Below are 21,071 nucleotides of genomic sequence, written 5' to 3'. Positions count from 1 at the left end.
GATGCGGGTAGTGAAGCCCCGGTTGGGCGCTGACGGCTGGCGGCGCGCGTTTGGCGCGCTGGCTTTGTCGTCGGTAGTGTCAGCGGCGGTGTTCGGTGTCGCGCCGCTACAGGCGCATGCCGAAGTTGCCGCCGCTGATCCGATCGACGCGTCGATGCGCACCTGTCTTGCGCGCAGCGACATGTCGTCGACGACGGGGCAGGTGCAGTGCATGGACAACGCGCGGATCGGCTGGAAGGCCGCGATGGACGGCGCGTGGCAGCAGCTTTTGACGAAGTTGCCGCAGGCGCAACGCAAACCGTGGGAAAAAAGCCAGGCGAGCTGGCAGGCTTCGCGCGATGCCGAGAAGCCGTTGCTGGCGGCCGTGTTCGAGACCACACACGGCTCGATGTATGTGCTGGCCGAGGCCGATCTGCAGTTGCAGCCGGTGCGTGACCGCGCACTCTCGCTGCGCAGCGCGGTGGCCAGAATCAGCGCCGGCGGCGACCCGCCGCGCCGTCCGCGCGCATGTACCGCGGACGCGCAATGCGAACACGCGATGTTCGATCTGAACCGTTATTACCGCCGCTTGCAGTCGAAGATGCCGGCGCGCTCGCGTCCGACGCTTGCGCGTGCACAAAAGGCATGGACTACGTATCTCGATGCCACTACGCCGGTGATCGATGAACGCAGCCGTATCGATATTATTGGTGCGCGGGTGGCTACGCTCAAGCGTTTGTCGGAGACGGTTGGCAATAGCTGAGAATTGCCGGGTCGGCGGCATTGGCTGTTTGCCTACGATGTTGGCCTTTCCTTGATTTCCTAGTGGTCTATTAGTGTTGCCCCTGTGCGGGGCGGCACCTACTTTTCTTTGCATGCCGCAAAGAAAAGTAGGCAAAAGAAAGCGGCTCACACCGCTAATTCTTAAGCGGGTGCCCTGGCTTGGAGGGGACTGTGGTGCATCTGGAATCCGTGTTCTCGCACATTCAGCGCTAGTGACAAGGGCGTCATGCTTCCCGCCTCGCACTACGTGCTCGCCGGAAGGGTTAATCATGCAAACCCACGGCTTCGTTTGAGCGTGGGGAGCCGTCGGCTTCGCCTCGGCGATGCGCTAAAAAAATCGAATGGTTTTGCGAAAGGCTCCGGCCGCGGCGAACGGCGAACGGCGAACGGCGAACGGCAAACGGCGAACGGCCACGCTAGTGCACTCTGACGCCGAAAGCAGTTATTGGTCTGATAACGCAGCGGTGAGCGTGACGATAGCTGGCGATTTGCCGGATATCCGCTGCGTGCCTGCAACGGCGCACGGTCGATGAAGCACCCGCAGCGGCGGCAACAACGTTCGGTTTGATGAGTACCACTGACGTCAGCAATAGCACACGGTTTGACAAAATACCGCTGAGCGCAGGCAGCAGTACACGGTTTGATGAAGTACCGTGTCGGCGCGCGCAGCGCCGCCGGAAGCATGACTGCTGTGTCACGAACTTCGAATGTGCGAGAACGCAGATTCCAGATGCACCACTACCGTGGCTGAGCGGGGGAACCGCTTAAGAATTAGCGGTGTGAGCTGCTTTCTCTTGCCTACTTCTCTTTGCAGCAGCAAAGAGAAGTAGGTGCCGCCCCGCACAGGGGCAACGCTAATAGACCACTAAGAAATCAAGGAGAGGCCAAAAAGTCAGATCAAGGAAAGGCCAAAAACCGTAGGCAAACAGCCAATGCCGCCGCCAAAGGCAAAAAAACCAGATCAAAAGACCAACACGGCAACCCACCAACAAAAGCCGCCGCGAAGGCCCCAAAAAACTAGTCGCGTGCCGACGAAGCCGCTCCATGACTCAACCAATCAAGCACAGCACTAGCATCATCATCGGCGCCCTGTCGCGCCTTGGCGACAGTCTCAGCCACATCCGCGCTAGGCACAGCGCGCCGAATCGCGACACCAACGGCAAGAATATCGATCATGACAAGATGCAAGATCCGCGAAATCATCGACAACTGCGACTCGCGAATCTCAATGTGATCGGTTTCCAAAGCGACAGTAGCCCGCTTGGCCAGCGGCGTATTACTGGACGTGATGGCAATCACCTTAGCCCCCGCCTGCATGGCGACATCCAGCACGCGCAGTAGCTCAGGCGCACGCCCCGACTTGGACACGGCCACGATCACATCACCCTTGCCGAGCAAAGCAGCAGACGCCGCCTGCATATACAGATCGCCGTAGGCAATCGTAGGAATGCCAAACCGGAAAAACTTGTAATGCGCGTCCTGCGCGACAATATTCGAGTTGCCGAGCCCATAAAACTCGATCCGCCGTGCGCCGTTCAGCAGATCGATCGCACGCTCGACCTGGTCGAAATTCAAATGCTCACGTAACTGAAGAATCGCGGAAATCGTATTGTCGAGCACCTTCGCGCCAAAGTCCGTCGCGGTATCGCCCAGATGCACCTGGCTATGACTCACCGGAATCGTGCCGGTCAAACCCGTCGCCAGCTTCAGCTTGAAATCCGACAAACCCTGGCAGCCGAGCGAGCGGCAAAAGCGGATCACCGTCGGCTGACTCACATCGGCCTTGCGCGCGATGTCCACGATCGGATCGTTGATGATCGAACGCGGATGATTCAACGCGAGATCGGCCACGCGGCGCTCGGCCGGCGTCAACGCATCGCGCATCTGACGAATCCGCTCGAACACGGCCGATGAACTACCGCCCGCGCGGTTCGACAACTGCTCCGCGAGAATCGCCGAAACACCCAGAAACGCCGGGTATTCCGCGGTAATCACGTAGGTCGGCACGTTCTGCAAATACGCCTCGAAGCGGCCCTTCGCCTCGAACCGTTTGCGAAACGACGAGCGCGCGAAGAATTCGCCGAGCCGCGGCACGACACCGCCGCCAATGTAGATGCCGCCCAATGCTCCGAGCGTCACCGCGATATTGCCCGCGAAGGTGCCGAGAATCCCGCAGAACACATCGACGGATTCGGCCGCCAGCGGCTCGCCTTCCATCGCGCGCTTGACGATCTCGATCGTGTCGACGCTCGACGCCACACGCTTCTTGTCGCGGCCCGCAAGCGCACGGTAAATCACTTCGATGCCGGGGCCCGCCGCCACACGCTCGAACGAGACGTGCGACCACTTCTTGCGGGCGTATTGCAGCACGATGTCTTCGCGTTCGTCGGCCGGTGCGAAGGTGGCGTGGCCGCCTTCGCTGCCGAGCGCGATCCAGCGATCGTCGGCGGGAATCAGGCCGGATACGCCCATGCCGGTACCTGGGCCGAGCAAGCCGATCACACTGTTCGGGCGACGCGAGCCGCCGCCTACCTGCACGCGCTGCGCGTCGGTCAAGCCGGGCAGGGCCATGGCCAGCGCGGTAAAGTCGTTCACCACCAGCAGGGTGTCGAAGCCGAGCGCGCGGCGCGTGGCTTCGATCGAAAAGCTCCAGTCGTGATTGGTCATGCTGACCTGATCGCCGTCGACCGGGTTTGCAATCGCAATCGCCGCGTGATTCACGCGGCCGATCTTGGTGTCCTTCAGATACTTCTTGATGACTTCGGCAACGCCCGGATAGTCGGCGCACGGATAGACCTGCACCGAGCCGATCTCGCCCGGGCTGTATTCGAGCGCGAAGCGCGCATTGGTGCCGCCGATGTCGGCGAGCAGCCTCGGTCCATCGGCGTGCTGGCCCGCGACCGGAACCGCCTTAGTTTGCACACCAGTAGACATCGAGTCTCACTCCCTTGTCGTTTGCCAACTGCGAGATGGCATTTTTTTGTAGCGAAGCGGCGGCGGCATTCAGCACGTCCATCTTTCGCGGTCCTGCGATCAGCAAAAACAGGTGCTTCACTTCTTTCAAGGCGGAGAGCGACCAGCTCACGCGAGCATGCGGCGCACTACCGGGATGCACGGCCACGAAACGCTCGGCGGTAGTGATCGCGTAGTCCCATTCGGGCGCGTCCGCGAAAATCGATGCGGTGTGGCCGTCTTCGCCCATGCCGAGAATCGCGACGTCCGGCACGACGCTAAAGCGCGAGTCGGCGTTCAGCGCGGCAACGTGCGCGTTAAGGTCTTGCGCCGTGTCGACCAGCGGCCAGAAAGCGGCGTTCTTCGCAGCGTTCTGCAACAGCGTGTCATGCACCAGCTGCGAATTGCTCGCGCTGTCCGTTTCCGGCACCCAGCGGTCGTCGACCAGCGTCACGGCAATGCGCGCCCAGTCGAAGGATTGCGAGGACAAGGTCTGCAGGAACGGACGCGGACTGGTGCCGCCGGACACTGCAAGCATTGCCGGGCGCGTGCCGGTATTGGGCGTGCCCCCTGCGGCCGTGGCCGCCTGTGCGGCGAGCGACGCATGTAACGCGTCGCCAACCGCTTTCGCCAACGCGTCGGATTGGGCGCGTTGATCGTCGAAAGCGTGAAGCTCGATCACTTCTCCTCCGTGCTGCTTTCTTGTTAGATCTGCGGAACGTGCCGTACTGCTTTCACGCGATGCCTGCAAGCGGGATGACTTGCAGGCGCCTTCGTGATACCGGCGCCATTCCGTTCAGTTCGTCGGTGGGTCTTGCAGGCGCTGCGCTGTGCTTCGATCGCGATCGGGGCAAGGCGCGGCGCCGTGATTCAGTTGATTCAATTCTCTTCTTCGAGCCAGCAGGTGTCATGCTGAGCCAACATCGCGCTCGCCGCGGCCGGTCCCCACGTGCCTGCTGCATACGGCTTGGGCGGCTTGTGCGACGCTGCCCATTCGTCGAGGATCGGTTCGACCCAGCGCCATGCTGCTTCCTGCTCATCGCGCCGCACAAACAGCGCGAGGCGGCCATTGATGACGTCGAGCAACAGGCGCTGATACGCCTCCATCTGCCCTTCGCGGAAGAACCGGTCGAACGCGAGGTCGAGGTGGACGCTGGCGAGATTCATGCCTTCACCCGGCTGCTTCGCGAGACAGTAGAGGCGAATGGTCTCGTTCGGCTGCAAACGGATCACGAGACGGTTCGCGCCGCCGCGCAACGCTGACGCGCCCAATGCCGAATGCGGCACCGCACGAAAATTCACCACGATCTCGGCAACACGGTCCGCGAGACGCTTGCCCGTGCGCAGGAAGAACGGCACACCGGCCCAGCGCCAGTTTTCGATTTCCACCTTCACCGCAACGAAGGTTTCGGTCGTGCTGTCCGGCTTGACGCCCGGCTCGGTAGCATACGCCGGCACCGCGTTGCCGCGGATCACGCCCGCATGATACTGGCCGCGCACCGCTATCTTGCTGATATCGCGCGGATCGATCGGCTTCAACGCGCGCAACACGCGCAGTTTTTCGTCACGTACCGAGTCGGAATCCATCGAATGCGGCGGTTCCATCGCCACGATGGAAAGCAGTTGCAGCAAATGGTTCTGCACCATGTCGCGCAAGGCGCCGGTGTTGTCGTAGAAGTCGCCGCGCGCTTCCACGCCGAGCTCTTCTGCAATCGTGATCTGAATGCTTTCCACCCATTCACGGCGCCACAACGGCTCGAACAGCACATTGCCGAAGCGCAGCGCGAGCAGGTTCTGCACCGGCTCTTTACCCAGGTAGTGATCGATCCGGTAGATCTGTTCTTCAGCGAAGATTTCACCGACTGCATCATTAATTGCGTTGGACGACTTGAGGTCGTAGCCGAGCGGCTTTTCCAGCACGATGCGCGAATTTTCGTTGAGCCCCACCGACGCCAGCGCGCGGCAGATCGGCACGAACAGCGACGGACCCGTTGCCAGATAGAACACGCGAATGCCGGGCATGTCGCTCACGGCGTCGCGCAGCAGCGCGAAGTCTTCGGGATTGCCGAGGTCGATCTTCACGAACTCGATACGGTCGAGGAAGCTCGCCCATGCTGTTTCATCGACACCGTTCTTGGACACGTGCGGTTTGACGTGCTCATTGACCCATTCGAGGTAGTCGGCACGATCGGCCACATGCCGCGCCACCGCGACGATCTTGCCGCTGTCGGCCAGCATGCCACCTGCACGGTGCGCTTCAAACAGTGCCGGCAGGATCTTGCGCATCGACAGATCGCCGGTTCCGCCGAAGAGAACGAAGGTGAAGCTTGAATCGGTTTGCATGAGTCTCCGTCGATATCCTGGGGCCGCCGTGGGGACCGAAAAGGGCGACCGTAGTCCGATAAAATATTTTTTGACACTGAATTGTAGTTTAACTACAATCCAAATCAAGAGGTAGCGCTAATTCGATGAAAAAAGCGTGCGCTGTGAGGCAAGATGCGCGTTTTCCCGAATCGGCAGGCGTCCCCTGCATGTTAACGGACATTGCGTGCGAGCACGTGCCAGCATGCCTCCGGCGGTCCTTACGGAAAGCCGGAAGGCGGGTCTGGCGTCAGGGTTAACGTGTGAGGCACCTCGAGTCTGCCGCGCGCGACGCGGGCAGGCAAAAATCAAAAGAGGAGACAGTCAGTTGCATCCCGAACCACTCATCTCTTGAGCTTCCAGCGGCCGGATATCGGTCCGCCGGTTCATGCCTTAAGCATGCGCCCGACCGTGCTCGATCGCCCAGTGTTTTGCCTGTTTGAACCAACCACAGCACCCTGGCGACATCAGGGGCCATTTGTTTTTTGTTCAGGTGTCTGGAGGAGATAAGCAATGAAATTTCGCGCGATCATGGGCGCTTTGTGCGCCGCAGGTCTGATGTGTGGCGTCTCGGCTGTGCAAGCTGCCGAGTCGATCGAAGTGTTGCACTGGTGGACTTCGGGCGGCGAATCGAAAGCCGTCGGCGTCCTCAAGGACGACATGACGAAGCAGGGTTACACGTGGAAGGACTTCGCGGTTGCTGGCGGCGCAGGCGCGGCTGCCATGACGGCACTCAAGACGCAGGTGATCTCGGGCAATGCGCCGAGCGCTGCGCAGATCAAGGGTCCGCTGATCCAGGACTGGGCTTCGCAAGGTGTGCTGGTGCCGATCGACGCGGCAGCAGGCGACTGGAAGAAGAACCTGCCGCCGGAAATCGACAAGATCATGCACGCAGACGGTCATTACGTTGCTGCACCTTTCTCGGTGCACCGCGTGAACTGGCTGTACATCAACAAGGCAGCGCTGGACAAGGCAGGCGGCAAGGTGCCGACCACGTGGCCTGAGTTCTTCGCGGTGGCCGACAAGATGAAGGCCGCGGGCATCCAGCCGATCGCGATGGGCGGTCAGCCGTGGCAAGACCTGACGCTGTGGGAAGACGTCGTGCTGTCGCAAGGCGCGGGCTTCTACAAGAAGGCGCTGGTCGACCTCGACGAGAAGACGCTGACGTCGGACCAGATGGTCGGCGTGTTTGACACGGTCCGCAAGATCCAGGGTTACTTCGACGCAGGCCGTACGGGTCGTGACTGGAACCTGGCCACGGCCATGGTGATCAACGGCAAGGCCGGCATGCAGTTCATGGGCGACTGGGCGAAGGGTGAATTCGCCAACGCCGGCAAGAAGGCGGGTTCGGACTACATCTGCGCTGCGGTTCCGGGCACGGAAAAGGCCTACACGTTCAACGTCGACTCGTTCGTGTTCTTCCAGCAGAAGGGCCAGAAGACTGCAACGCCGGGTCAATTGGCACTGGCCAAGACGATCATGTCGCCGGACTTCCAGGAACAGTTCAGCCTGAACAAGGGCTCGATCCCGGTTCGTCTGGGCGTGTCGATGGCCAAGTTCGACGACTGCGCGAAGAAGTCGTACGCGGATGAACAAGTGGCGATCAAGTCGGGCGGCTATGTGCCTTCGCTGGCACACGGCATGGCGCAACCGGATGCAGCAGCCGGTGCGATCTCGGACGTGGTCACGAAGTTCATGAACTCGCAGCAAGATTCGAAGACCGCGGTTGCCGCGCTCGCGAAGGCTGCGAAGACCAAGTAAGTGACGTAAGCGAAGTGGTGCGCCTGGCGGTTCCCCTCGTGGGCGCCGGGCGCGCGCTTCAGATAGCTTGCAGCAGGTGCGTTGCTTAGGGCGAGACACTTCGCCCCTGGTTTCATCGAGTCACACCTATGCCGTTCCGGTCTCGCGGTTTCCCTACGTGAGCGCCCCGGCGGTACAGTTTCAGCAGGAGTCGAGTAGTGACTGCTTCTATCAGCGGAAACGGGAAAACCACGGCTTCCGTGACCCGCCGCACGTCGCCGATGGCGGCCCTGGCCGATCGCTGGATTCCGAAGCTGGTGCTCGCACCCAGCGTCGTGATCAGCCTGGTCTTCGTGTATGGCTTCATCGCCATTACCGGCTTTCTGTCGCTGTCGAATTCGCGACTGATGCCACGTTATGATTTTGTCGGTCTGGATCGTTATCGCGAACTGTTCGATAACGACGTGTTCTGGACCTCGGCTGCCAACCTCGGCTGGTTCGGCATTCCGTTTATTGGTATCTGTGTCGGCCTCGGTCTGTTCCTCGCGATTCTGCTCGATCAGCAGATCCGCAATGAAGGTGCGCTGCGCGCCGTGTTCCTGTACCCGATGGCGCTGTCGTTCATCGTGACGGGTACGGCATGGCAATGGATCATGACGCCGAGCGTCGGTCTCGAGAAGGTGTTTCATGACTGGGGCTGGACGAGCTTCTCGTTCAGTTGGCTCGGTGACCCCGACAAGGCGATTTTCTGCATCGTGATCGCAGCGGTGTGGCAATCCACCGGTTTCGTGATGGCGCTGTTTCTCGCTGGCTTGCGCGGTGTCGACGGTGAAATCTTCAAGGCTGCGCAGATGGACGGCGCTGGTTTGCCCACCATCTACCGCAAGATCGTGATTCCGAGCATGCGCCCGGTGTTCTTCTCCGTGTTGCTGATTCTTTCCCACATCACGATCAAGACCTTCGACCTGGTCGTCGCGTTGACGGCAGGCGGTCCGGGTACGTCTTCATCGCTGCCGGCTATTTTCATGTACACGTTTTCGTTCAATCGCGGGCAGCTGGGCGTCGGCGCGGCATCGTCGATGATGATGCTCGCCACCGTTGTGGCCGTGCTCGTGCCGCTGATGTATCTGGAATCGAGGAGCACCCGCAATGCAGCCTAAGATGACGATCAGCCGTGCCGTCATTTATGCGGCCTTGATTCTGTTTGCCCTGTATTTCCTGTTTCCGCTGTACGTGATGCTGTCCACGTCGTTCAAGGACATCGACCAGCTGCGTACCGGTAACCTGCTCACGCCGCCGACTCACTGGACCATCGACCCATGGATCAAGGCGTGGAGCGGTGCGTGTACCGGTGTGCGCTGCGACGGCATGCAACCGTTCTTCATGAACTCGGTGCGGATGGTGATTCCGGCCGTGCTGATCTCGTCGATCATCGGCGCGTTCAACGGTTATGTCCTCACGCACTGGCGTTTCCGCGGTGCGGATCCGATCTTCACGATGATCCTGGTCGGCTGCTTCATTCCGTTCCAGGCGATCCTGCTGCCGATGGCGCGTTTCGAAGGCATGCTCGGCCTGTCGAACTCGATAACCGGTCTGGTGGTGGTGCACGTGATCTACGGTATCGCCTTCACCACAATGTTCTTCCGCAACTTCTACGTGAGCATTCCGGCTGAGCTCGTGAAGGCCGCGCGGATCGACGGTGCCGGTTTCTTCACGATCTTCACGAAGATTCTGATGCCGGTGTCGCTGCCGATTTTCATGGTGTGCCTGATCTGGCAATTCACGCAGATCTGGAATGACTTCCTGTTCGGGATTGTGTTCTCCGGTGTCGATTCGATGCCGATCACGGTGGCGCTGAACAACCTCGTGAACACCTCGACCGGCGTGAAGGAATACAACGTGGACATGGCCGGCGCGATCATCGCCGCACTGCCGACGCTGCTCGTCTATATCGTTGCCGGCCGCTATTTCGTGCGCGGTCTGACGGCGGGCGCAGTCAAGGGTTAAAGCATTCGCATGCGGCGGGGCTTCTTTGATAGTGCGCCGCCGTCATCCGACAAGACGTTTTCCAGCAGTACCAGAGACAAGAGGATTCACAGCATGGCAAGCCTTTCCATCCGTGACGTGTACAAGACTTACCCGAACGGGGTGCCGGTCCTGAAGGGTGTCAACATCGACATCGAAGACGGCCAGTTCCTGATTCTCGTCGGCGGCTCGGGCTGCGGGAAGTCGACGCTGCTCAACATGATCGCCGGCCTCGAAACCGTGACCAAGGGCGAGATCCAGATCGACGGCAAGACGGTGAACAACCTCTCGCCGAAAGATCGCGATATCGCGATGGTGTTCCAGTCGTATGCGCTGTATCCGTCGATGACGGTGCGCGAGAACATCTCGTTCGGCCTGGGTATCCGCAAGGTGCCAAAGCAGGAGCAGGCGCAGATCGTCGACCGCGTGTCGAACACGCTGCAGATCACGCACTTGCTGGACCGCAAGCCGGGTCAGCTCTCCGGCGGCCAGCGTCAGCGCGTGGCCATGGGCCGTGCGCTCGCGCGCGATCCGGTGATGTTCCTGTTCGACGAGCCGCTGTCGAACCTCGACGCGAAGCTGCGGATCGAAATGCGTTCGGAAATCAAGCTGTTGCATCAACGCCTCGGCACGACGATCGTCTACGTGACGCACGATCAGATCGAAGCGATGACGCTCGGCGACCGCATCGCGGTGATGAAAGACGGCGTCGTCCAGCAGTTCGGCGCGCCGCAAGAGATCTACGACTCGCCGGCAAATCTGTTCGTGGCCGGCTTTATCGGCGCGCCGCCGATGAACTTTATCCAGGGCAAGCTGGTGGAGCAGGGTTCGGGCGTCGGCATCGAACTGGATACGGGTGCGACGCGCAATGTGTTGAACCTGCCGTTCGACTCTGCGAAGGTGAAGTCGCACATTGGGCGCGAAGTGATTCTCGGCCTGCGCCCTGAGCGGATCACCGACGCACGCGGTGCGCATGGTGACCACGCGAACCTGCAGTCGATCGACGTGAATGTCGACGTGATCGAGCCGACCGGACCGGACACGCTGGTGTTCGCGCAGGTCAACGGCAAGCGCATTGTGAGCCGCGTGCACCCGGCTTCGAATCCGCAGCCCTTGTCGACGACGACATTGTTGTTCGACGCATCGAAGGCGGTGCTGTTCGATCCGTCCAACGAAGAACGGATTGCCTGAGGCGGGTTATTCGCTGAGTGATTCGAGTTGAATGTGAAGAAAGCCCCATGCGTCGTGAGACGCATGGGGCTTTTTGCTATCCGATCGAGGCTGCTCGCAGTCGGTTGGAAAGCGCCGCCCATTGTGTCCAGGCGGCCCGAAGTCAGGCGTCGGGCAGGCGCAAGTCGGGATTGTTGCGCACGAGTTCGGTGACCCATTCGGTGAACGCGCGCAAGCGCGAACTCAGATTGCGGCGATGTGCGTAAAGAATGGAAAGCGGCGTGCCGGGGCTCGTGTAATTCGTCAGAATTTCCTTGAGCGCGCCTTGCGCGATCAGATCGGCGACCATGTAGCGCGACGGCTGGATGATTCCGTGGCCAAGCGCGCTTGCGCCGATATAGACGCTGCCGTCGTTCACCGCGAGCACGCTTTTGAGCGTGACCTTGACGATCTCGCCGTCCACCTCGTACTCGAACGGGAAGGTTTTGCCGCTGCGTGCGGAAACGTAGTTGACTGCGCGATGCTCGCTGAGCTCGTCGAGCGTGGTCGGCGTGCCGTATTTCTCCAGATAGGCGGGCGACGCGCAGGTGACGATGCGCGCGTGGCCGATGCGCCGCGCAACGAGACTCGACTCTTCCGGCGTACCCATGCGGATCACGCAATCCACCCCGTCCTGAATCAGATCGATGTTGCGATCCGCGAGGCCGAGCCGCACGTCGATCTCCGGATACAGGCTGTAGAAATCGTCGAGCGCGGGAAGCAGTAGTGCGCGGGCGAGTGTGCCGGACGTATCGACGCGAATCGTGCCGGACGGACTCTCGCGCTTGTTCGACAGCGACGATTCGGCATCGGTGACTTCCGCGAGGATGCGCACGCAGCGCTCGTAGAACAGCGCGCCGTCTTCGGTGACGCTAACCTGCCGCGTCGACCGGTTCAGGAGCCGCACACCGACGTGTTCTTCCAGCGCCTGAATGGTGCGGCTGACTTTGGCGCGGGGCAGGTCGAGCGATTCGGATACTTTGGTGAAGCTGTTCGCTTCGACCACACGCGTAAATATCTCCATCGCTTCGAAACGGTCCATGTTTTGCCTTTTGAGTGATGGGCGGAAGTGGGTTTCGAAGTGAAGTGTATCGCTTGGAAATAGTGTTGGTGCGCTCGCGTGGTTATGTCGAGTCCGTGCCGGGTTCGTGTTTTCAATCCCGGTCGGGCGCGCCGAGCGGGAACAGCGGGCGATACGGGCGCGCTTCGTCGACCGCGCGCGCGAACGACGGGCGGGCCAGCAGCCGTTTCCGGTAGGCGAGGACGTGCTCAAACGCCGGGCCGATCCGATGGGTCCAGTCGGCATAGAACAAGAACGGCGCGGCGCCGCAATCGGCGAGGCTGAACGTATCGCCGGCCGCCCATTCGCGCCCGGCCATGACCTTGTCGAGCCAGCCGTAGGCCGTGTCGAGCATGGCGCGGGCTTCGGCCACGGCGCGCGGGTCACGCTCCGGCTCGGCGCGCAGACTGTCGTACACAATCTTTTGCTGCGGCGTGGAGATGTAGTTGTCGAAGAAGCGATCCATGCTGCGCACTTCCAGCGCGGCGCGGGCGTCGGGCGGCACGAGCGGCACCGGTCCCGGGTGATACAAGCCGAGATATTCGATGATGATGCTCGCCTCCGTCACGGTCCGTTCGCCGTCGACCAGCACAGGAAAGCGCTTGATCGGCCAGAGCGCGGCGAATTCCGCCATGACCTGCGCGTCGTCGTGCGCCAGCAGGCGCAGCTCGAACGGTGTGCCGTTTTCGTAAAGCGCGGTCAGGACCTTCTGGCAGTAAGAAGAGAAGGGGTGGGCATAGAGCTTCAGGGTCATCGTGGTTCACCTATGGCGGTTGCTAGGGGCGCTGTGGCGCGATGACGGCCGGGGGGCCGTTTACCTGACGACGAACGACGGCGACGGAAATCGACAGCCGCAAAAAATTTTAGCGGAAGACCGCGTTGCGCAACGCGCCATGGCGTTCATCCGCTTTCGATAATGATCGGACGCTACAAAAGCTTATGCGCCGTGATTTGTTACGACAAAACGTCACAAACCTTTCAAGAAAGATAGTGTAACATTTGAAAAATTTGTAAGAAAACTGACGTAACCGCGACGTAACCGGGTTGCCGCCGCATGAAGAAACACCACCGGGGCGTCACGCAATGAATAACGAATAACTCGACGCACGGAGCCTTCGCATGTCAACCATCACCACTACGTCCGTGAACAGCGCAACGGCTAACGCGCAGAGCCAGGTGCAGCAGGCGGCGCAATCGATTATCAGCGGTTCCACCGGTAACTCGACGATGGACGTCGCATCGCTGGTGTCGGCCCTGGTGAATGCGAAGACGGCCGGCCAGACGGCGGCGCTGAAGGCCAAACAGACGAGCGATACCACCGTCCTGTCCGCCTACGGCGCCCTGAGCTCCGCGTTGAACGCGTTGCAGGCGGCGATCAAGAACCTCTCGGACGGAACCACCCTGTCGACCTTCGCGGCCACTGCGAGCGGCAAGGGCATGGACCCGAAGGCCGGTCCCGGCGCGGTCGCCGGCAGCTACACGATCGACGTGACGCAAATCGCTGCATCGCAGAGCCTGTCGTCGGCGGCGTTCGACGCCACCGCCCAGTTGGGCACAGGCAAGTTGAGCATCGCGGTCGGCGGCAAGTCGATGGACGTCACGATCGACAGCACCAACAACACGTTGACCGGCATTGCCAACGCGATTAACAAAGCGGGCAACAATCCGGGCGTCACGGCCACGATCGTGACCGGCACGGGCGGCGCTCACCTGGTGCTGCGCTCGACCACCACTGGCTCGACCAACACGATCAACGTCTCCACCAGCGGCGTGCAGAATGACGCGGGTTTGTCGAGTCTCGGCGTGACGTCCACACCTGGCGCGAATGGCACGGCGTCCACGATCGTGTCGTCGGATACCAACAAGGCCTGGCGGCAAAGCGAGGCCGCTCAGGACGCGCTATTCACCGTCGGCGGGATTGAGGCGAGCAGTTCCGCGAACGCGGTCACATCGGCGATTTCCGGCGTCACGCTGAATCTGTCGAGCGCCGCCGTCGGCACCACGCAGACGCTGACGATCGCGTCGGATACGACCGCGCAGAACACGGCCATCACCAATTTCGCGAATCTCTACAACACCGTCGTCACGACCATCAACTCGCTGTCCTCGTACGACAAGTCGTCGAAGACCGGCGGCGCGCTGCTCGGCGACTCGACGCTGATGACGATCAAGAATACGTTGGCGTCGATTATCGGCGGCGGCGTCGGCACGGGGGCTTCAGCGGTGGGGCTCGCGTCGATCGGCATTTCGCTGAAGGGCGATCCGGCGGACGGCACGCTGGTGATCGATAACAAGAAGCTGGCTACGTCGCTCACCAGCAGCCCGGCGCAGGTCGCCGCATTGTTCAACTCGACCAACGGCCTCGGCGTCAAGTTGAACAAGAGCATTACCGACTTCGTGAAGACGGGCGGCATCATCGACAGCCGTAACACTGCGCTGAATGCCGATCTGAAGAGCATCACGACGCAGCAGACCACGCTCGCCAACTACAGCGCGGCGTTGACGAAGCAGTACCAGAATCAGTTCACCGCGCTCAACACGTTGATGGCGACGATGAACAACAACTCCCAGTACCTGACGGCGCTGTTTGGCGGCTCGAAGAGTGCGGGGGCGTTGGCGACTAACAAGTAAGGCAGCGTCAGATCGCGCGCCGTCTTGTTCAGGGCGGCGCGCTTTTAGCGAGGCAGGCTTGGTGAAACAGGCTTAATGAGGCAGGCGGACGTTGTACCTGAAGGTCACCAGTCTCGCGAGCAGGATAAAGGCGGTGGCGATCAACACGCTATAAATCGTATCGACGTTTATGTAGTCCAGCAGCACGTACAGCCAACACCCCACAAAAGCGCAGGTCGCATACGGCCGCGAATCGCGCAAAATCAGCGGTACCTCGTTGCACAGCACGTCGCGAATCACACCGCCGAATACCCCTGTCAGCACTCCCATCATCACCGAGGTGAACCACGGCATCTGCGCGTCGTGCGCGATTGACGTGCCGGCAATGCTGAACAAACCCAGCCCGATCGCATCGGCAACCAGCAAGACCCGCTCGGAGAGCAGGCGCGAGGTCATCTTCAATAGTGTCGGCGCGAACAACGACATGACGAAGATCGCAATCAGATACCCCTGATGCTCGACCCAGTAGAAAGGCCGCCGCTCGAGCAGCACGTCGCGCAAGGTGCCGCCGCCGAACGCCGTGGCGATTGCTACAAGGAAGGTCCCCACCGCGTCGAGCCGCCGGGTTCGCGCTTCGATAAAGCCAGAAATCGCGTACGCGAAAATAGCCAGCGCCTCCATGATGGTCAGCGCCAGCGTCAGCCTCGGATGGATCACCGGGACTCCGTCAGGAATTGGGGTGAGCCGGCATTGCGCCCGGCTGCAACAGCACGACCACCGCACCCGCGCCGCCGTCATGCGGACGCGCCTGACAGAAGGCGATCACCTCGGACTTCTGCACGAGCCACGCGCGCACCTTGCCCTTCAGTACGGGTTCTTTGCCGATCGATCCGAGGCCCTTGCCGTGAATCACGCGCAAGCACCGCAGGCCACGTTTCACCGATTCACGGATGAACTCGGCCAGCGCCTCGCGCGCTTCCTCGCGACGCATGCCATGCAGATCGATTTGCGCCTGTACGACCCAATCGCCACGCCGCAGTTTGCGTACGACTTCCTGACTCACGCCGGGCCGGCAATAGGAGAGCGTTTCGTCGGTTTCGAGCAGCACCTCGGGGTCGAACTCATCGGAGATCGCCTCGTGCAGCACGGCTTCTTCGTCGAGTTTGGTTTGCACCGGCAGCGGCGACGGGGGATTGCGCGGCAAGCTGGCGCGCTGCGGGACCGCCAGCGGCGCAACCGCGCCGATCTCGCGGCGAAACAGATCGGCATCGGCCGACGCTTCGCGCTGCGCTGCCACTGCTGCCGCACGTTCGCGCTCACGGCGTTGCGTATCGCCCTTTAACGCGTCGCGCAACGCGCCGAGGCCGGCTAGACCCGCGGCCGGCTCGATCTTCGGTTTGACGACGGGCGCGGCTGTCTCGGGCGCGGGCCTGGCAACGGCACGGGCGCGCTTCGGTTCGCTGGGGTGGGGCTGATTCTTCGGCATATCGGTAATACACAGAAAAGTAGATCGATCGCGCGACGACGGTTGCAGCGCACGAAACGTGCCGTGGCGCATCGCAACGTCTGACTGTCTGGCGGGGCAAGCGTACACGCAAGGGCGCCGGAACGACGCGAACACGACGCAAAAAAGGCCGCCGGCTTCTCAGCCGCGGCCTTCTGTCAAGCAAGCGGCCGGGCATGCCCAGCCGCCATTTTACCGTTACGCTTACTCTCGCAGATTCGCGGGACGATTAACGGTCGGCTTCCGCGCTCATCACGTGCTCGCCAATCTCTTCGATGGTTTCCAGATAGCGTTGCGCGTCGAGCGCGGCCATACAGCCCGTGCCCGCGCTGGTGATCGCCTGACGATAGACGTGGTCTTGCACGTCGCCCGCCGCGAACACGCCCGGCAAGCTAGTCGCCGTTGCAAAACCGTTCAGACCGCCCTTGGTGATGATGTAGCCGTTCTTCATCTCCAGCTGGCCTTCGAAAATGTCCGTGTTCGGCTTGTGGCCGATCGCGACGAATATGCCTTGCAGCGCGATGTCCGTGGTTTCGCCGTTTTTCGTGTTCTTGATGCGCAGGCCGGTCACGCCGGATTGGTCGCCGGTCACTTCATCGAGCGTACTGTTCCACTTGATCTCGACTACGCCTTCTTTTTCCTTCGCCAGCAAGCGGTCGATCAGGATCGGCTCGGCGCGGAACTTGTCGCGGCGATGGATCACCGTCACCTTCTTGGCGATGCCGGAAAGATAGAGGGCTTCCTCGACTGCGGTATTGCCGCCGCCGATCACGGCCACATGTTGCTGCTTGTAGAAGAAGCCGTCGCAGGTGGCGCAAGCCGACACGCCTTTGCCCATGAACAATTCTTCGGACGGCAGGCCGAGATACTGCGCCGACGCGCCGGTCGAGATGATCAGCGAGTCGCAGGTGTATTCACCCGAGTCGCCGATCAGGCGGATCGGCTTCTCATCCAGCTTGGCCGTATGGATGTGGTCGAAAATGATTTCCGTGTTGAAGCGCTCGGCGTGCTCCAGAAAGCGCCCCATCAGTTCCGGGCCTTGCACGCCATGGGCGTCCGCAGGCCAGTTTTCGACGTCGGTCGTGGTCATCAGTTGGCCGCCTTGGGCCAGACCCGTGACGAGCACCGGCGACAGGTTGGCGCGTGCCGCGTAGACCGCCGCCGTGTAGCCGGCGGGACCGGAACCGAGAATCAGAACTTTGGCGTGTTTCGTGGAAGTTGCGGGCATGATCGAATCCTTTTACGGCGCCCGGCTCGCTCATGCGAGGCGGCGCGACTTGAGCTGAAACTATAGATGGGTATCAGAGCGGCATTATAAAGGGCGGCACGCCAGCCTGCTCCATGAAGCTTTCCGATCGTGGCGATAGCGTCGCCGCGGGCCCCGGCAGCCTTTCGTGAGGCCATTCGGCTAAGTTACCGTCATTTACAGCCTTGCGTGAGGCACTGCGTTTACAATAGACCGCATCGATGGACCCGGCAGCCGGGACCGGGTCCGGAGCCGCCCTAGGCGCCGCTTCGGGCCGCGACTCTGGCAGCAAATCGGCCACACAAGCAACAGGATCAATGGCAAAAGCTCCCTATTCCGCGAGCGCGCAGGCATTGCCGCACCGCATGTCGCGCCTTTTCACCGAAATCCGCTGGATCTTGCAGGTCGCGCTCGGCGTGTTCCTGCTCATGGCGCTCGTCAGCTACAGCCGGCACGATCCGAGCTGGACGCATGCCGCGCAGGTCGATCACATTGCCAACTGGGCGGGCCGCGTCGGCGCGTGGACCTCCGATATCCTGCTGCTGCTGTTCGGGCTGTCCGCCTACTGGTGGATCGTGCTGCTCGGCCGCCACATCTCCGCCAATTACCGCCGTATCACGCGTAATGAGGAACCGGAGGAAGACGCACCGCGCGATGCCGGCTGGCTCGCGGACGCGTTCGCGTTCATGCTGGTGTTGCTCGCCTGCGACGGCATCGAAGCGTTGCGCATGTGGTCGCTGAAAGTGCAGCTGCCGCGTGCGCCGGGCGGCGTGATCGGCGAAGCTGTCGCGCGCGGGGTATCGCATGCGCTCGGTTTCACGGGCGGTACGTTGGCCCTGCTGATCGTGCTCGGCATTGGTTTGTCGCTGTATTTCCGTTTTTCGTGGCTGTCGGTGTCGGAAAAGGTCGGCGAATCGATCATTTCGGCGGTCACGTTCGCCAAGCTGCGCCGCGAGGCGGGCCGCGACCGTAAATTGGGTGAAGCCGCCGCCGTGAAGCGCGAAGGCAAGGTCGAAAAGGGGCGCGTGCGGATCGAGGAGCACGAGCCGGTCATGATCGTGCCGCCGGTCGTCACGCCCGCCAAATCGGAGCGCGTCGAGAAAGAGCGGCAAGTGCCGCTGTTCACGGACCTGCCGGGCGACTCCACCTTGCCGCCGATCTCGCTGCTCGACGCGGCGCCGGCCGCGCAGGAAACCATTTCCGCCGATACGCTCGAATTCACCTCGCGCCTGATCGAGAAAAAGCTCAAGGACTTCGGCGTCGAAGTAAGCGTGGTCGCCGCCTATCCGGGCCCGGTTGTCACGCGTTACGAAATCGAGCCGGCCACCGGCGTGAAAGGCAGCCAGATCGTGGGTCTGGCGAAAGATCTGGCGCGTTCGCTGTCACTGGTGTCGATTCGCGTGGTCGAAACGATTCCGGGCAAGAATTTCATGGCGCTGGAGTTGCCGAACCAGCGCCGTCAGACCGTGAGTCTCTCGGAGATTCTCGGCTCAGCGGTTTATGCGGATGCGGCTTCGCCGCTCACCATGGGTCTGGGCAAGGATATCGGCGGCAAGCCGGTGTGCGCCGACCTCGCGAAAATGCCGCACTTGTTGGTGGCCGGTACGACCGGCTCGGGCAAGTCGGTGGGTATCAACGCGATGATCCTGTCGCTGCTCTACAAGGCGAGCGCCGACCAGGTCCGCATGATCCTGATCGATCCGAAGATGCTCGAAATGAGCGTCTACGAAGGTATTCCGCATTTGCTGTGTCCGGTGGTCACGGACATGCGCCAGGCGGGGCACGCGCTCAATTGGGCGGTCGCCGAAATGGAGCGCCGCTACAAGCTGATGAGCAAGCTCGGCGTGCGTAACCTCGCCGGCTACAACAACAAGATCGACGAAGCCGCCAAGCGCGAAGAGAAGCTGCCGAATCCGTTCAGCCTCACGCCGGACGACCCGGAACCGCTGTCGCGCCTGCCGAACATCGTCGTCGTGATCGACGAATTGGCCGATCTGATGATGGTGGTCGGCAAGAAGGTCGAAGAGCTGATCGCGCGGATTGCGCAGAAAGCGCGCGCGGCGGGCATCCATCTGATTCTGGCGACGCAGCGTCCGTCGGTCGACGTGATTACCGGCCTGATCAAGGCCAACGTGCCGACGCGGATGGCGTTCCAGGTGTCGTCGAAGATCGACTCGCGCACGATTCTCGACCAGCAGGGCGCGGAATCGCTGCTCGGCATGGGCGACATGCTCTATCTGCCGCCGGGCAGCGGTTTGCCGGTGCGTGTGCACGGCGCGTTCGTATCGGACGAGGAAGTGCATCGCGTCGTCGACAAGCTCAAGGAGCAGGGCGAGCCGAACTATATCGAGGGCATTCTCGAAGGCGGCGTAAGGGGTGAGGGCGACGAAGGCTCCGCGGGCGCCGGGGGAAGCGGTTCGGGCGACGGCGAGGCAGACCCGTTATACGACCAGGCGGTCGACGTGGTGCTGAAGAACCGTCGCGCGTCGATCTCGCTGGTGCAGCGGCATTTGCGCATCGGCTATAACCGCGCGGCGCGCCTGCTCGAGCAGATGGAGAACTCCGGCGTGGTGTCGGCGATGTCGTCGAACGGCAATCGCGAGATTCTTGCGCCAGCGCGGGAAGCGGAATAGGCCAACCATATGGCTATTTCGCCGGCCCGGCCGCAAAGCGCAGCGTATGAGGTCCGCGCATAAGTCCTGTTTAAGGCTTCTTGCTTAAGCTGTTACCCGAGGCCGAGGGCGCGTCCCTCGGCTTCGCGGTTCAAGCTAACCGCCACGGTCACGCGGCCGCAGCCCCCAAAGCCCGCCGCCGTGACCGCTCAACAAATTCAATCAAGGGAGAAAACACCATGCAGCCATTCGCGCAGCAGCACGCACGACAGAGTGCCCAACCCAGCCGCTTCGGCCACCTCGCTCGCACGATCGTACGTGGCGTCGGCAGCGTGGCGATCGGTGCGTCGATGCTTGTCGCGTCGCAGGCATTCGCGAGCGGCACTGAGCAACTGAAGGCGTTCGTCGCGCAAGTTCATTCCGCGCGCGGTACCTTTGTGCAGCAGGAAGTGCGTGCGCCGAGCAAGGCGCAGGGTGCAAGCGGCGTGCTGTCCACGGCGGGCAAGACCGGCACGTCGAGCGGCACGTTCACGTTCGCGCGTCCCGGCAAGTTCATCTGGCAATACGAGAAGCCCTATTCGCAACTGCTGCAAGCCGATGGCGACAAGCTCTATGTGTATGACAAGGATCTGAATCAGGTAACGGTACGCAGTCTCGGCGGCGCGCTCGGCGCGAGCCCGGCCGCGATCCTGTTCGGCAGCAACGATCTGGACAAGAACTTCACGCTGCGTGACGCGGGCGTGAAGGCCGGCATCGACTGGCTCGAACTGACGCCTAAGGCGAAAGACACGCAGTTTCAGCGTGTGGGTATCGGTTTCAAGGATGGCAATCTTGAAGCGATGGAGCTGCACGACGTGTTCGGCAACGTGACGCTGCTGACGTTCTCGAATATCCAGAAGAACCCGCCGCTGCCGGCCGATGCGTTCAAGTTCACCGTGCCGAAGGGCGCGGATGTGATCAACGGCTAAGTTGATTGCTGTAGTAGTTTGA

The 21,071-nt window shown here is 61.6% G+C and carries 16 protein-coding genes; 8 read left to right on the top strand and 8 right to left on the bottom strand.

Going from position 1 to position 21,071, the window contains the following annotated elements; translation table 11 throughout:
- The first annotated feature begins 1 nt into the window (after position 1).
- Complete coding sequence (locus KHO31_RS09240; RefSeq protein ID WP_211623104.1) at positions 2 to 742, top strand: lysozyme inhibitor LprI family protein; 741 nt, start codon at positions 2 to 4, stop codon at positions 740 to 742.
- A gap of 1,037 nt (positions 743 to 1,779) precedes the next feature.
- On the opposite strand, the gene KHO31_RS09235 is transcribed toward KHO31_RS09240, so the two are convergent.
- From KHO31_RS09235 to zwf, 3 genes are all read right to left on the bottom strand, one after another.
- A complete protein-coding gene (locus KHO31_RS09235; RefSeq protein ID WP_201084418.1) occupies positions 1,780 to 3,696 on the bottom strand; it encodes a bifunctional transcriptional regulator/glucokinase in 1,917 nt (638 codons plus the stop codon).
- Complete coding sequence (gene pgl, locus KHO31_RS09230) at positions 3,674 to 4,396, bottom strand: 6-phosphogluconolactonase (RefSeq protein WP_201084419.1); 723 nt, start codon at positions 4,394 to 4,396, stop codon at positions 3,674 to 3,676. Before pgl ends, KHO31_RS09235 begins: the two co-directional genes overlap by 23 nt.
- A 197-nt stretch (positions 4,397 to 4,593) precedes the next feature.
- Positions 4,594 to 6,057 (bottom strand): glucose-6-phosphate dehydrogenase, encoded by a 1,464-nt coding sequence (gene zwf / locus KHO31_RS09225; RefSeq protein WP_201084420.1) that lies wholly within the window; start codon positions 6,055 to 6,057, stop codon positions 4,594 to 4,596.
- A 531-nt stretch (positions 6,058 to 6,588) separates the two neighbouring features.
- Here zwf and KHO31_RS09220 point away from each other — a divergent pair.
- From KHO31_RS09220 to KHO31_RS09205, 4 genes are all read left to right on the top strand, one after another.
- Positions 6,589 to 7,836 carry an ABC transporter substrate-binding protein gene (locus tag KHO31_RS09220; protein ID WP_201084421.1) on the top strand — a complete coding sequence of 416 codons (1,248 nt, stop codon included), beginning with the start codon at positions 6,589 to 6,591 and terminating at the stop codon, positions 7,834 to 7,836.
- A 197-nt stretch (positions 7,837 to 8,033) separates the two neighbouring features.
- The gene (locus tag KHO31_RS09215; protein WP_201084422.1) at positions 8,034 to 8,975 is read left to right on the top strand and encodes a carbohydrate ABC transporter permease; all 942 of its coding nucleotides are present in this window, start codon (positions 8,034 to 8,036) and stop codon (positions 8,973 to 8,975) included.
- The gene (locus KHO31_RS09210) at positions 8,965 to 9,822 is read left to right on the top strand and encodes a carbohydrate ABC transporter permease (RefSeq protein ID WP_201084423.1); all 858 of its coding nucleotides are present in this window, start codon (positions 8,965 to 8,967) and stop codon (positions 9,820 to 9,822) included. The genes KHO31_RS09215 and KHO31_RS09210 overlap by 11 nt, the downstream gene beginning before the upstream one ends.
- A gap of 93 nt (positions 9,823 to 9,915) precedes the next feature.
- Positions 9,916 to 11,031, top strand: a complete 1,116-nt coding sequence (locus KHO31_RS09205; RefSeq protein ID WP_201084424.1) for an ABC transporter ATP-binding protein — start codon at positions 9,916 to 9,918, stop codon at positions 11,029 to 11,031.
- A 142-nt stretch (positions 11,032 to 11,173) separates the two neighbouring features.
- Here KHO31_RS09205 and KHO31_RS09200 read toward each other — a convergent pair whose 3' ends face one another.
- Positions 11,174 to 12,091: a LysR family transcriptional regulator gene (locus KHO31_RS09200; RefSeq protein WP_201084425.1), complete on the bottom strand. Its 918-nt coding sequence runs from the start codon at positions 12,089 to 12,091 to the stop codon at positions 11,174 to 11,176.
- Positions 12,092 to 12,203: 112 nt separating this feature from the next.
- Positions 12,204 to 12,863, bottom strand: coding sequence for a glutathione S-transferase family protein (locus KHO31_RS09195; RefSeq protein ID WP_211623102.1), 660 nt, complete (start codon positions 12,861 to 12,863; stop codon positions 12,204 to 12,206).
- Positions 12,864 to 13,228: 365 nt separating this feature from the next.
- Between KHO31_RS09195 and fliD the strand changes: the two genes are divergently transcribed.
- Entirely contained in the window at positions 13,229 to 14,740 is a 1,512-nt protein-coding gene (gene fliD / locus KHO31_RS09190) for a flagellar filament capping protein FliD (RefSeq protein ID WP_211623100.1), read from the top strand.
- 72 nt (positions 14,741 to 14,812) lie between these two features.
- On the opposite strand, the gene KHO31_RS09185 is transcribed toward fliD, so the two are convergent.
- The 3 genes from KHO31_RS09185 to trxB all read right to left on the bottom strand — a co-directional run bounded on the left by KHO31_RS09185 (position 14,813) and on the right by trxB (position 17,451).
- Complete coding sequence (locus KHO31_RS09185) at positions 14,813 to 15,433, bottom strand: trimeric intracellular cation channel family protein (RefSeq protein ID WP_201075206.1); 621 nt, start codon at positions 15,431 to 15,433, stop codon at positions 14,813 to 14,815.
- 13 nt (positions 15,434 to 15,446) lie between these two features.
- A complete protein-coding gene (locus tag KHO31_RS09180; RefSeq protein WP_201074834.1) occupies positions 15,447 to 16,205 on the bottom strand; it encodes a Smr/MutS family protein in 759 nt (252 codons plus the stop codon).
- A 247-nt stretch (positions 16,206 to 16,452) separates the two neighbouring features.
- On the bottom strand, positions 16,453 to 17,451 hold the full coding sequence (gene trxB, locus KHO31_RS09175; RefSeq protein WP_211620850.1) for a thioredoxin-disulfide reductase: 999 nt from the start codon (positions 17,449 to 17,451) through the stop codon (positions 16,453 to 16,455).
- Positions 17,452 to 17,786: 335 nt separating this feature from the next.
- On the opposite strand from trxB, the gene KHO31_RS09170 reads away from it, so the two are divergent.
- Together KHO31_RS09170 and lolA are read left to right on the top strand one after the other, a co-directional pair.
- The gene (locus tag KHO31_RS09170; protein ID WP_211623098.1) at positions 17,787 to 20,102 is read left to right on the top strand and encodes a DNA translocase FtsK; all 2,316 of its coding nucleotides are present in this window, start codon (positions 17,787 to 17,789) and stop codon (positions 20,100 to 20,102) included.
- Positions 20,103 to 20,320: 218 nt separating this feature from the next.
- Positions 20,321 to 21,049, top strand: coding sequence for an outer membrane lipoprotein chaperone LolA (lolA, locus tag KHO31_RS09165; protein ID WP_201074838.1), 729 nt, complete (start codon positions 20,321 to 20,323; stop codon positions 21,047 to 21,049).
- Positions 21,050 to 21,071: the final 22 nt, after the last annotated feature.

Origin of the sequence: Paraburkholderia domus (genome assembly GCF_905220705.1) — a bacterium.
GTDB classification, from domain to species: Bacteria; Pseudomonadota; Gammaproteobacteria; order Burkholderiales; family Burkholderiaceae; genus Paraburkholderia; species Paraburkholderia domus.
The sequence above is the reverse complement of the archived record's forward strand: the minus strand, read 5'-3'. Positions and strand labels throughout refer to the sequence as shown.

Coding starts and splice junctions, on each gene's coding strand:
- KHO31_RS09210 (WP_201084423.1), top strand. CDS start 8,965: ATGCAGCCTAAGATGACGATCAGCCGTGCCGTCATTTATGCGGCCTTG.
- lolA (WP_201074838.1), top strand. CDS start 20,321: ATGCAGCCATTCGCGCAGCAGCACGCACGACAGAGTGCCCAACCCAGC.
- KHO31_RS09200 (WP_201084425.1), bottom strand. CDS start 12,091: ATGGACCGTTTCGAAGCGATGGAGATATTTACGCGTGTGGTCGAAGCG.
- KHO31_RS09195 (WP_211623102.1), bottom strand. CDS start 12,863: ATGACCCTGAAGCTCTATGCCCACCCCTTCTCTTCTTACTGCCAGAAG.
- KHO31_RS09235 (WP_201084418.1), bottom strand. CDS start 3,696: ATGTCTACTGGTGTGCAAACTAAGGCGGTTCCGGTCGCGGGCCAGCAC.
- fliD (WP_211623100.1), top strand. CDS start 13,229: ATGTCAACCATCACCACTACGTCCGTGAACAGCGCAACGGCTAACGCG.
- KHO31_RS09170 (WP_211623098.1), top strand. CDS start 17,787: ATGGCAAAAGCTCCCTATTCCGCGAGCGCGCAGGCATTGCCGCACCGC.
- zwf (WP_201084420.1), bottom strand. CDS start 6,057: ATGCAAACCGATTCAAGCTTCACCTTCGTTCTCTTCGGCGGAACCGGC.
- trxB (WP_211620850.1), bottom strand. CDS start 17,451: ATGCCCGCAACTTCCACGAAACACGCCAAAGTTCTGATTCTCGGTTCC.
- KHO31_RS09205 (WP_201084424.1), top strand. CDS start 9,916: ATGGCAAGCCTTTCCATCCGTGACGTGTACAAGACTTACCCGAACGGG.
- KHO31_RS09240 (WP_211623104.1), top strand. CDS start 2: ATGCGGGTAGTGAAGCCCCGGTTGGGCGCTGACGGCTGGCGGCGCGCG.
- KHO31_RS09180 (WP_201074834.1), bottom strand. CDS start 16,205: ATGCCGAAGAATCAGCCCCACCCCAGCGAACCGAAGCGCGCCCGTGCC.
- KHO31_RS09220 (WP_201084421.1), top strand. CDS start 6,589: ATGAAATTTCGCGCGATCATGGGCGCTTTGTGCGCCGCAGGTCTGATG.